Origin of the sequence: Pseudanabaena sp. lw0831, assembly GCF_016584665.1 — a bacterium.
Taxonomy (GTDB): Bacteria; Cyanobacteriota; Cyanobacteriia; order Pseudanabaenales; family Pseudanabaenaceae; genus Pseudanabaena.
Genome location: NZ_BBJB01000048.1, coordinates 59,131 through 70,862 on the forward strand (window position 1 = coordinate 59,131; position 11,732 = coordinate 70,862).

General features: G+C 42.4%; 8 protein-coding genes. 3 read left to right on the plus strand and 5 right to left on the minus strand.

From position 1 onward, the window contains the following. Positions 1-328: 328 nt before the first annotated feature. The gene (locus APA_RS08560) at positions 329-2,524 is read left to right on the plus strand and encodes an SLC26A/SulP transporter family protein (RefSeq protein ID WP_201321872.1); all 2,196 of its coding nucleotides are present in this window, start codon (positions 329-331) and stop codon (positions 2,522-2,524) included. A 100-nt stretch (positions 2,525-2,624) separates the two neighbouring features. Here the strand turns inward: APA_RS08560 and APA_RS08565 are convergent, their stop codons facing one another. From APA_RS08565 to APA_RS08585, 5 genes are all read right to left on the minus strand, one after another. After that, positions 2,625-3,170, minus strand: coding sequence for a transposase (locus APA_RS08565; protein WP_201321873.1), 546 nt, complete (start codon positions 3,168-3,170; stop codon positions 2,625-2,627). A gap of 682 nt (positions 3,171-3,852) precedes the next feature. Then, complete coding sequence (locus APA_RS08570) at positions 3,853-5,808, minus strand: SUMF1/EgtB/PvdO family nonheme iron enzyme (RefSeq protein ID WP_201321874.1); 1,956 nt, start codon at positions 5,806-5,808, stop codon at positions 3,853-3,855. A gap of 15 nt (positions 5,809-5,823) precedes the next feature. Beyond that, complete coding sequence (locus APA_RS08575; RefSeq protein ID WP_201321875.1) at positions 5,824-6,213, minus strand: hypothetical protein; 390 nt, start codon at positions 6,211-6,213, stop codon at positions 5,824-5,826. Positions 6,214-6,322: 109 nt separating this feature from the next. Next, positions 6,323-7,918, minus strand: coding sequence for an FAD-binding oxidoreductase (locus APA_RS08580; protein ID WP_201321876.1), 1,596 nt, complete (start codon positions 7,916-7,918; stop codon positions 6,323-6,325). A gap of 19 nt (positions 7,919-7,937) precedes the next feature. Then, complete coding sequence (locus tag APA_RS08585; protein WP_201321877.1) at positions 7,938-8,462, minus strand: hypothetical protein; 525 nt, start codon at positions 8,460-8,462, stop codon at positions 7,938-7,940. A gap of 447 nt (positions 8,463-8,909) precedes the next feature. Between APA_RS08585 and APA_RS08590 the strand changes: the two genes are divergently transcribed. Both APA_RS08590 and APA_RS08595 read left to right on the plus strand, forming a co-directional pair. Next, positions 8,910-10,454 carry an NAD(P)/FAD-dependent oxidoreductase gene (locus tag APA_RS08590; protein ID WP_201321878.1) on the plus strand — a complete coding sequence of 515 codons (1,545 nt, stop codon included), beginning with the start codon at positions 8,910-8,912 and terminating at the stop codon, positions 10,452-10,454. Next, positions 10,451-11,719, plus strand: a complete 1,269-nt coding sequence (locus tag APA_RS08595; RefSeq protein WP_201321879.1) for an FAD-dependent oxidoreductase — start codon at positions 10,451-10,453, stop codon at positions 11,717-11,719. Before APA_RS08590 ends, APA_RS08595 begins: the two co-directional genes overlap by 4 nt. The last annotated feature ends 13 nt before the right edge of the window (positions 11,720-11,732 follow it).

Here is an 11,732-nt window from a genome sequence, read left to right on the forward strand (position 1 = left end):
GTGTGTACACCGTAGCTTGCAAAGGGGGAGAATTCAAGTTTCCCCGCTTTGCAAGGGCGTTCATATACTTGGCACACTAAAGCGCTAAGCCCTCACCCCTAGCCCCTCTCCCGCAGAAGAGGGGAACAAGAAATCTAATATTTCTCCCCTTCTCCTGCGGGAGAAGGGGTTGGGGGATGAGGGGTGCGTCAAGTATATTAATGCCTTTGCAAGGGGGATTAAGGGGGGTAAAAGCAGAAATTTATACTAGCTAGGAGACTTCTCAAACACGCTCTTACCAGCCGCTATATAATCCTTGGCATAATTATTGTTGCGATCTTAAAAAAGTATGCGTGTATCTCCCGCGTCCTCTCTTTTAGCTAACATATCTGCTGGCATAACGACAGGATTAGTAAACCTTATTTATAGTATTTCGTTCGCGGCATTAATTTTTTCTGGAGATCTCGCACGCTTTTTTCCTCAAGGCTTAGGTATTAGCTTAATTGGAGCGACCATAACCGCAATTATTGTGGCTTGGCGTAGTTCTTTCCCTTTTGCTTTGGCTGGTCCCGATCCCAACTCTGCCGTCATTTTAGCGTTGGTGGCAGCGGAGATTACCACCTCTCTTCACAAGACTAATACTGAAGCATCTTTATATCCAACGGTTTGGGCTACGATTATTTTTAGTACGCTGACAACTGGTTTATTTTTATTTATTTTAGGCTGGTTTCAATTAGGCAGGTGGGTAAGATTCATTCCCTATCCAGTGATCGGCGGCTTTCTCGCTGGCGCTGGTTGGTTAATTGCCTGTAGTTCTTTCAAGGTAATGACTGGCTTTTCACTGGGGCTGGAAACCCTGCCTAAGTTTATGCAATCAGAAACTCTATTTCAGTGGTTGCTGGGACTACTATTTACGGTAGTTCTCTTATTTATGTGCGATCGCTATAAGCACTTTTTGGCTTTGCCTAGCCTATTACTGGTGGGAATTATTTGTTTTGATGGAATTTGGGGGCTGACTCATTCATTTTCTTTTCAGCTTAACTCTCAAGACTATTTTTTTAAGCCTTTTCCAAAGGAGCAAATTTGGCAGACATGGCAATGGTCTACTTTTACCCATATTAATTGGTCAATCTTCATCCAGCAAAGTAGCACTATAGTCGCGATGACGGTTATTGTGATGATCTCGATCCTTTTGAATGCTACAGGCATAGAACTAGCTACTTCTAGAAGTATCGATTTAAATCGTGAGCTTCGCGCAAATGGGCTCGCTAATTTGATTAATGGGTTTTGTGGTGGTGGCGTGAGCTATCTTTCCATTCACCGTACTCTTCTAAATCAGCAAGCAGGCGCGACTAGTCCTTTTGCGGCAATTATCGCGGGTGGATTTTGTGGTGGAACGTTGATTTTTGGTTCTTCTTTTTTAGCATATTTGCCCAAAACGATTTTGGGCGGATTACTCTTATACCTTGGTTTACGGTTGTTGATTCGTTGGGTCTATCATGCATGGTTCCAATTTCCAGTAGTAGATTATTTTCTCATTATTATAATTTTAATAATTATTGCGATTTGGGGATTTTTGCAAGGTGTTGGCGCAGGGATTTTAATTGCTTGCTTTTTCTTTATTTTTAATTACGGTCGTATTTCGGGAATCAAATATACGTTATCGGGGGCAACATATCGCAGTAATGTGCAGCGCTCTTTCCCGCAACGCATGTGTTTGCATGATGAAGCTGGCTGTATCTATATCCTTGTCCTACATGGCTTTATCTTTTTTGGCACGGCAAATGATTTGCTTGACGAAATTAGCGATCGCCTCAACAATCCTGATTTACCTCAGTTGCAATTTGTTGTTTTTGATTTCCGCTTAGTCAATGGCATAGACTCTTCGGCAGTTCTGAGTTTTATGAAGCTAAAACAGTTGGCAACCAATCTACACCTGAATTTAGTATTTACCCAACTTCAACCACAGATTGCAGAACAACTAGAGCAAGGAGGATTAATTATACAAGGGTCAAATATCTGCCATAAGTTTAACGACTTAGATCGGGGAATTGAATGGTGTGAAAATCGTGTTTTGGAAAACAAACACATGTACGACAATGAATCTATTCCTTTTCAAGAACAACTTCAAGAATTTATCCCTAATGATGAATCAGTTAACAAGCTAATGGGTTATCTCGAAATGTTGGAGATTCCTGAAGGAAAGTTTCTATTCCGTCAAGGTGATGTATCGAATGGGCTGTATTTTTTAGATTCAGGTCAAGTCAGTGTGGTTCTTGAACTATCTGATGACCAAACAAAACGGCTACGGACTTACAATCATGGGACGATCTTAGGAGAGATGGGCTTATATACTAATGCCTCTCGTTCTGCTTCTGTTATCGCTGATCGCCTTAGCCATCTCTATTATCTTTCGACCCAAGCCTTTGAAAAAATCGAAATTGAAGATCCTCAATTAGCAGCCTCAGTTCATAAGTTTATTGTGAGCTTGTTAGTAGAACGTTTGAAACGCTGTGAGAAAGAATTGAAAGATCTGCTTCAATAAGAAAAAGTATTATAGGGCAACCACGGAGGGACTACCCCTACCAGAACAATTCAGATTTTTTGGGGCTGTGTATCCTTGCCAGCCTTAGATTTAGGCTGTATCAGGGATTTTCTTTTGCGTAAGGTGAGTTATCTAAAATCGAATGGGGATGTAAGGTGTCTAATTCCCATGATAAAGGATTATTCTCAATATACTGCCGTAGGTAATCACAAGATTTTTCGGAACGAATAATACGTTCGTGATAGCCTCTCTGCCATAGCCTACCTACAAATGCTTGCCATTTCCCCTGATTAACTCCGTGACGATATTTTGCTGTCGTATAGGATTTGAAGCGATGAATGATCTTGCCTAATGTCATTGATGATTCTTTTGATTGTGATTTTAAAACAACAATGCCGTGAATATGATTAGGCATCAGGACAAAGGCATCCAACTCTATATTCAAATAATATAAAGGGATTTGATTCCAAACTGTTTGTACCATTTCTCCTGCTGGTGTGGGTTTCATGATGCCATTTCCTATTTCTCCTAGCAATGTTTTCCGTTGATTAATGCAAATAGTAACAAAATATGCACCTGCCTTTGAATAGTCATATCCTTTGAGTCGAATGGAACGGCGATGATGGATGTCAGGATTGTAGGGCATATTACATTTTTTGGAATCCAGGATGTAAATTGTCCCACAATGAACAAACAAGGGCAATGCCCATACACCCATTAAATCCTGTAGGGGCGATGCCCCCGTGCTCGCCCTTCTCGTGGTGTGTGGACAATTCTCAAATACGGAATATTTTTTTATATTTTTGGGAATATCTCAATATTGAAATTCTCTACGATCGGCGAAGAATGGCGAGCACGGGGGCATCGCCCCTAAATCTATTAAAACAATTCTCAATTGAATTTTCTGCGATCTGCGAAGAGGGCGAGCACGGGGGCATCGCCCCTACATCTATTAAAATAATTCTCAATTAAATTTTCTGCGATCTGCGGAGAAGGGCAACCACGGGGGGATTGCCCCTACGTCTATTTTGAACAAACAAATAAACAGATGGAACTATCAATCGCAATTACCATGTAGGGGCGATGCCAGCAATTCTCATTATGGAACGAGTCTACTGGCTTTCAGCGATTTACAGGTTTGTTAATAATTGTTAAAGCCTCTTTGTATAAGGGTTTCAAAGACCTCATTTTTCATAATGAGAATTGCTGGGGCGATGCCCACGTGCTCGCCCTCTGACGCTAAAGAGCATATAATGAATAGGGAAAAGAAAAAAGGGAAAGAGTGTAAAGAATTAAGTCCTCACGCCCAAAAACAAGAAGAGTGAAAATCAAACTACAACTCGAAAACCAACATTGTCGTTGCGTATGCCTGCATTGTTCCTATTGCGATACGCTGAACGACAACCGAAATCGCTGTTGCTCCAAGAGCCACCACGAAGGGAGCGTAAATTTTGTTCGCCACCATATAGCCTAGCTCTTTCATCAGTTGGCGCACCATAGTAATTGTCATGCCAGATATCTTCGCACCACTCCCAGACATTGCCATGCATATCATACAATCCCCAAGAATTTGCTAACTTCTCCCCAACTGGATGAGTTTTACTTTGCGAGTTCTCCCCATACCATGCATAGTTCTCTAATTGATTAACATCAACATCGAAATCATCACCGAAATCAATATAGTAGAAATAATCAATATCGAAATCATTACCGAAATAATATTTTCCAGTACTTCCCGCCCGACAAGCATATTCCCATTGTGCTTCGCTAGGCAGTTTTACAGTTTTTTTAACCATTCCTGATAGCTTCTTACAGAAAGCTACTGCATCATCCCAAGATACCTGCTCAACAGGAAGATTGTCACCTTTGTAGTTCGATGGATTATTTCCCATAACTGACTGATATTGCTTTTGGGTAATCGGATATTTACCGATTTTAAATGCCTTCAAATTAACTCTGTGAGTTGGTTTTTCATCCTCAAAGTCATCACTTCCCATTGAGAAACTCCCCTCAGGAATATCCACTAATTCTAATTTCACGCCATTCGGCAAATCCAAAACTAGACCATTAGATTCTTTTTTTGGTTTCTCAAACTCTTTAGACAGCACGAATACTGGACTGGCAGACACTATCAATCCATATTTGTCATCTATATCCGCAACATCATTGATCATACTTTCTAGCTCTTCAAACCAATCGCAACTTGTCAAATCATATTTGCGATCAATATCCGAAACATCCTCATCACGCAATCGCAAATGATCTTTCTGATAATCACGCAAATCTTTTAACTCTTGAGTCGTTGGTGGATTCCGTTCCTCCAACATCTCCTTTAGCAATTCCTCATACTCTTGCAACTTCCGAGCCTTAGCCAATATTGGCTTCAACACATCCGTCTTAATCTGTTCAGCTTCCTCAGCCGACAATTCCAATCTAATTCGTAAAGAATCTAACAAACGTCTAGCAGCAATCGACCACTTCCCATCCACAATCCGACTCTCTAACTCACGCCGATAGACCAGACGCGGATCGTCCTTCGCCTGAGAAACCTTTGCAATATAAATCTTTCCACCCTGCTCTACTGGATAAAACGCAGGAGTCATATTTGGCGACTCTTGCGACACCTTTGACGCTGCATATTCATGCAACTCATCAATAGAGATTTTACGATCGCCATCTCGATCTGCCGCCCCCGTCTCAATGCCCTCCACCAAATAGCGCGTATAGATCGACATCTCGCCATCAGTCTGAAACGAAAATTGAGTTGAACTCGAAGAAGTTAAAATCGCCCTTCCTTTGCCGCCCAATTGATTTTTGAGGTTCACCGAACCATCATCCATCACCGTCATCCCCTGCGCAAACGCACCACTAAAGCAACAGTTGAAAATCAACACCTGATGCTGTGACTTGCTATCATTCATCGCATCATGCAAGTAACTTGCTGCCACAGTCGTAGGTCTGACGATCTTGTTTCCCTCCTTGCGCGTGCTGGGAGTACCCAAAAACAACTTGTTCGCCTCATCAACAATCCCATGCCCCGAAAAATAAAACAGCACCAGATCATCTTTTTGGCGATCTCGTGAATTAAACAAATTGTGAATCGCATCCTCGATCGCCTGTCTCGAAGCATTTTTTAAAACTACAACGTCCTCTGTGGCAAATTCACCATTTGCCACCAACACGCGCTGCATCGCATCTACATCCAGCAATGAGCCATGCAAAGGTGAAAGTTTTTCACATTCAGGATATTCACTTGTGCCAACCAACAAAGCCAAACGTTTCATGCAGACTTAATTTCCTTACTGACCTTGACTTGCCCATTTTGCAATCTGTTCATCCGCTTTCGCGATCGCATAATCAAACTCAGCTTGACTGCTAGCCTCAATCGCCAATTCCTTGCCATAAGCCTTAACTGACACTTTCAAGGTTTTACCAACGATCCGATCCTTGAGAAATCCGCCCAATTTTTGTAAATTCGCCGCACTAACCTCTGCGGTCAACAGTCCTACCACAAACCCACCCAAAGCCATCGAGCCTTCAGGAACATCAGTTACCGCAACAAGATCGGCTTCTTCGACACCATCGACTGCCCTAACCTGTTTCAGTAAATTACGCGCCGCCAATTGCAAATCCTCAGCATCTAGAGAGGAATCCACTAATTCCAAGTTGACGAAAACGTTAGTAGTCATAAGTTCACCGATATTTCGATCTCAAGTTAGCTTATCACTTTTCTTGCTTTGGTCTTGATTTATTCGCTTAAAATGTTTGTTCTGCGATCGCAAATGGATAAGTAAAAGACTACATCTCATAGTCGCCACCCGACCCGTAGTACCAAGCGTCAATCTGACGTTGCCATTGATACTTTTGCTCTGGCAAGAAATTCCCGATCGCAGGTTCTAATCTCTGACCAATTTGATTTAAAAAGCTATAGGCTCCTAAACCGAGATAATGCTTTAGCCAATCTAATAAAGTCGGAATCCCAACCTGCTGAATAATCTTCAGAACTAAAACAGGATCGGCAATAGACATTGCTAGCATCGTCCTTGCTAGAGGGATAAACTGCACCACATCTTGCAAGAATGGATAGAGAACCCGATCGCCTAATTTCTCCATGGATTTAAAAGTTACACCTAACAGATAATTAATGCGATCGCTTTCGATTTGTTGATTGACAGATACACTCATCGATTTTTGAAATAGCCAAGTTACCGAGAGATTAGGTTGATAGGGCTGTAGCGATCGCAGATTTTCTTTTGCTAACAAGTCACAACGCAAAGCCGTATCGATCCCATCGGTCAAACGTTGCAAATGCCTCACCATTGCGCCAAATCCACCAAAGCTAAGTGGCGACTGCATTCCTGAGCTATCTCCAACTTGCAAAATCCGATCCCAAGGTGTTTGCAAAGGGTTTTGTTTGTAAGAAGGGAAAAATCCAAAGAGAACTCGTTGAAATTCTAGTTGATTAAGTTCTATCTCTTGATATTTGGGCAGCCAAAATAAATAGTCTTCCATTAGTTCTGCAAAACTGGGGCGCTGCGGATCGGCATCTACATAGGTGAACATATAGGTGGTTCTGCCATCTTTAGCAGGAAAGGCTTCCCAAAAATATTGGCATTGTTTTTGGATCGGCGTAAAGCTATAAATTAAGTCACCATAGGACTTTTCTGGCATTCCCTTCGCACAACTTCCCACCACCATACAAACGCCATCGGGCTTGATATTTCCCTGTACTTGCGATCGCGCTTGCTTTACGATCGGCGAGAAATGTCCCATCACATCCAATAATAATCGCCCCGTAATCCTCTTATCCCCCTCTCCTACGGGAGAGGGGCTAGGGGTGAGGGCAACTTCCACAGCAACTCCGTCAGCATAGGTGATCGCCTGTTTAAATGCAGTTTTCTCTAATAATATTCCCCCAGCATCTAAAAACTTCTGTTTCAGAATTTCTAATAAATAGACAGGATCAACGCCAATATTGAGAATATCGCGCACCCATAAATCTTTACCACCCTGAAAGCCAACTCTAGCGGGATTATATATTGTCGCGATCGCAGTTTCTAGTTCCGCTTCGGTTAATAAATCTAATTCTAGAAACGCATTTAATTCCTTACGGGAAATATTCCATTCTTGCGCTCTACCCCGCAATATACCCTGTTCAATAATCGCCACTCGCCAGCCTCGACGCTGCAATGCACAGGCGATAAATATGCCCAATGTGCCACCACAAACGATCGCATCAAAATCTTTATCGCCTAACTTTTCTGACGTTGTCTGAACTACCTTCGCGATTTCCTGACTACCTTGACGATAGCTTGTCCAGAAAGCATCCATACGTTCTAATTGCGCTGGAATTTCCGCAGGCATTTGCGATCTCACAGATTCAAATAAAGACATAATTTCCCACTATCCTAACCTAACGCTGATAACGAGGATCGCAGTAGTCGCGCAGCCACTTATTGGTCGCATCCGCGATCGCCGCATCACTGACATCCACAGGTGGCGCTTGTCCAATTCGCATAAATGCCATCGATAGCCGCCAACCATTTGAGGTGGGAACCACAAATAACCAGTAAGCCCGTTGCGATGTTTCGGTTTTACCCGTTTGCCTCTCTAATATCGACAAGAATACCTGCTGTGGAAGGCGATCGCGAGCTTGATCGGGCGCTAAAGGCAAAGGCTCTAGTTCTGGCTGGCTAATGGTCATCACCTCGCGTTTAATCCGCAAACGGCTATAGACACGGTTGATATAGTCTGGCAAGTCTTTAGCTAATGCTTTACTTAAGCTGGGAAAGTCCGCAGGGCAAGTGCGGTTATTAATATAGGTTTCAGCTTTTACAGAATTAGGAATATAGATACAAGTAGTTAGGGCGATCGCCGCCACAAGTTTGGAAAATGATCCGCAATGCAGGGATGGTTTAGGCGATCGGTAATTTGTCATAAATTATGATACGGGTGCTGCTATTTAATAAGGAACCAGTTTTTTTTGTGGCGCGGCGAAGCCGCGCCACAAAAAAACTGGTTCCTTATTTTACTGCGAGTCCCTAAGCATTAACAAATAAAGTTGATTGAACTGGATTAAGGGCTTTTTGATTACGTTTTGTATTGTACTCAATCAATTCATTCAGGAAATAAAACAACTGTCTGACAGAGTTGGGATTTACGCAAATAAGCCAAGAGTTCAAGTTACATGGAAGTAGGGATTTGGGCTTGGAGACCAAGCCCCTACATTTTTTGTATAGTGGGCTTGGTCTCCAAGCCCACTTTCAATATGATTTTTGTTCCACGTAACATCAGTTAATTAACCCGTTTCAACGGGTTTGAGCTTTTAGCCCGCACTTGAGTGCAGGGCTGCGTAAGTTTCAACCATAGTCAAGGAACTATTTATATGGCAACGGATTACTTGATAGTTGGTAGTGGTTTGTCGGCATTGACCTTTGGTGCTTTGATGGCACATTCAGGCAAGACAGTCCAAATCCTCGAAGCTCACGAGCATCCTGGTGGATTTGGGCATACGTTTACGATGGCAAAAAAATATAAGTTTAACGCTCAATTTCACTATGTCTGGGACTGTGGTGAAGACCAAACTGTGAATCGAGTACTAAAAAAGCTGGGTCTAGAGCAGGAAGTCACCTTTGAACGTTACGATCCCAAAGGCTTTGACCATATGCGGATGCCAGACTATGCCGTTGATATTCCCTCAGATCCAGAGGAACTAATTCAGCGATTGTCTGCTCTCTTTCCAGCAGCTAGCGATCGCCTTCGCCAATTCGTCAATGCAGTGGAAAAAACTGGTCACGGCTTAAAAAAACTGTCTCCGCCCATCAACCCGATGGAATTATTAAAACATCCAATTGAGGTGATTTCTACAGTTCAATATCTCAATAGTACGCTTCAGGATGTATTTGACAAATTTCAACTGCCCCAAGCTGCCCAAACGCTATTAGCGCTGCAATGGCCAGATTTTTTATTGCCGCCCAATCAACTCTCTTTCTATGCGTGGGTAGTGCTATTCCGAGGTTATCAAGCAGGAGCCTATTACCCAACTCAGCATTTTGAGCATGTGATTAACTCATTAGTGAAGGTGATCGAATCTAATGGTGGAAAAGTACTGCTCAATTATGAAGTTACCAGTTTTAAAGTTATCGATAGAACGGTTATGGGCGTTCAGGCGATGAATCTCATTAGCCATGAAACCCATGAGTTTATAGGCGATACGGTAATTTGTAATATTGACCCCAAAAAAGCCGCGAAGATGATCGGCGAGTCGCAATTTTCTAAAACAGTACGCCGAAAACTCGACTATGAATATTCGGTGTCTAACTATATGGCTTACTGCGTCGTTAAAGATCTCGACCTTCGAGACTATGGCTTTGGCAAATGGAATCTCTTTCATACAGGACATCAAAATCTCAATGAAGCCTTTGCGCAGATGTACGATCGCTATGACTACTCTAATCCAAGTTTTGCGATCACCACGCCTACTTTGCTTACAGAAGCAAGTCAAGATAGCCCAGAGGACTGCCAAATTGTGGAATTTCTCACCGTGGCAAATTATGACTACTTTAAGAAGTTAGAGAAGAGCGATCGCAAGACTTACAACCATCGAAAACAGGAGATTCTCGATTCGATTCTCGATGTTGTGGAAGCAAAATATGTACCAAATTTTAGAAAACATATGGTTTTCCATATTACAGGCAGCCCCACAACTAACGAGCGTTTCTGCTGGTGTCCCAATGGTAATTCCTATGGCTCTAGCTTAACCCCGCGCAATATGGGGCTGGGAAGGCTGAATCACGAAACTTCACTCAATCATTTCTATTTTTGTAATGCCTCTTCTGGCTATCCAGGCTTTGCGCCCACCATTTGGACAGGTGCGTTGTTATATCAAAGATTATCTGGTGATGTAATTTTAGGTGGAGGTCAATCATGAAAATCGCTATCATTGGGGGTGGAGCTAGTGGCATGGTCACAGCCTACCTACTCGATAAACAGGGGCATCAAGTCACGGTGTTTGAGCGACAACCTAGTTTAGGCGGACATATTCGGACATTAAACAAAAATGTGCAGCCGAACCAATCCGATTGCCAAGAGATTCTAGAATGTGGCGTGATTGAATTCCCTACGGTATTCCATAGCTTCATCTCACTTATGCAAGAACTAGGAGTAGAGCTAGAACCTGTCAATGTCGGTTCCGCGATGTATTTTAAAAATGGCAGCCACTATTTATCAGGAGTCACAATTCAGAAGAATTTTACTGGTATCCGTCGTTTCATCGAATATTTACGTCTTGATACGCTTTATGCCCGCTCCGCAGGACTATGGCTGAGAATGAAATTTGCGGATATTAAAGATTTCTACGATCATCCTCTTTCATATTATTTGAAACGTCCTTGCACTCGCAATACTTGGTTAAAGCTATTAGTCATGTATAGCTACTCCATGCCATTGGAAGCGATTGATGATTTTCCAGCAGAATTAGCGATGCCTGTTTTACGTGACGATGTTGCGGTCAAATGGGTCAGGGTTAAAGGTGGCGTGTATTCCTATATTGAAAAAATCTTGGCAAAATTCACGGGGGAGATTTTACTAAATGTGGAGATTGACCATATTTCTAGAAGTGAGAATGCTGTCAAAATTGTGCGATCCACAGGCAAAGTTCAGGAATTTGATAAGGTCGTATTTGCTACGCCTCCAGATCAGGTGATGACGCTGTTAGCTGACCCAACTGAGAATGAAACTAAACGGTTTTCCCATTGGCAAGCTAATCATATAGATAGTATTGTTCATAGGGATAATTCTATGTACGATCGCTATGGGATTAAATACGCATCAGAATTTGATTTCTTTCAAACTGATAGTCGCTGGGGCTATAACAGTTGCCTAAATCAGCTTTGTGATATCTCGTCGCCAGAGCGTTATTTCCTATCCTATCAATTAGAGGAGTTGATTGCTCGCGATCGCTACATTCATATCCAAAAGCATCACACTCCATTTTATACCACTGAATCTTTTCGATATCGCGATGAAGTGGTAGCAACTAATGGTGAAAATAATACTTACTATGCGGGAGCCTATCTTGGTGATGGATTACATGAAGGTGCGATCGCATCAGCTTTTCGGGTCGCACAACTGTTACAGGTCAAAAGCACTAAGAGATCCCCCTCAATCTCCCTTAAAAATGGGGAAGAATATTAATTAAGATTTGGGC

Coding starts and splice junctions, on each gene's coding strand:
- APA_RS08560 (WP_201321872.1), top strand. CDS start 329: ATGCGTGTATCTCCCGCGTCCTCTCTTTTAGCTAACATATCTGCTGGC.
- APA_RS08570 (WP_201321874.1), bottom strand. CDS start 5,808: ATGAAACGTTTGGCTTTGTTGGTTGGCACAAGTGAATATCCTGAATGT.
- APA_RS08565 (WP_201321873.1), bottom strand. CDS start 3,170: ATGCCCTACAATCCTGACATCCATCATCGCCGTTCCATTCGACTCAAA.
- APA_RS08590 (WP_201321878.1), top strand. CDS start 8,910: ATGGCAACGGATTACTTGATAGTTGGTAGTGGTTTGTCGGCATTGACC.
- APA_RS08575 (WP_201321875.1), bottom strand. CDS start 6,213: ATGACTACTAACGTTTTCGTCAACTTGGAATTAGTGGATTCCTCTCTA.
- APA_RS08585 (WP_201321877.1), bottom strand. CDS start 8,462: ATGACAAATTACCGATCGCCTAAACCATCCCTGCATTGCGGATCATTT.
- APA_RS08595 (WP_201321879.1), top strand. CDS start 10,451: ATGAAAATCGCTATCATTGGGGGTGGAGCTAGTGGCATGGTCACAGCC.
- APA_RS08580 (WP_201321876.1), bottom strand. CDS start 7,918: ATGTCTTTATTTGAATCTGTGAGATCGCAAATGCCTGCGGAAATTCCA.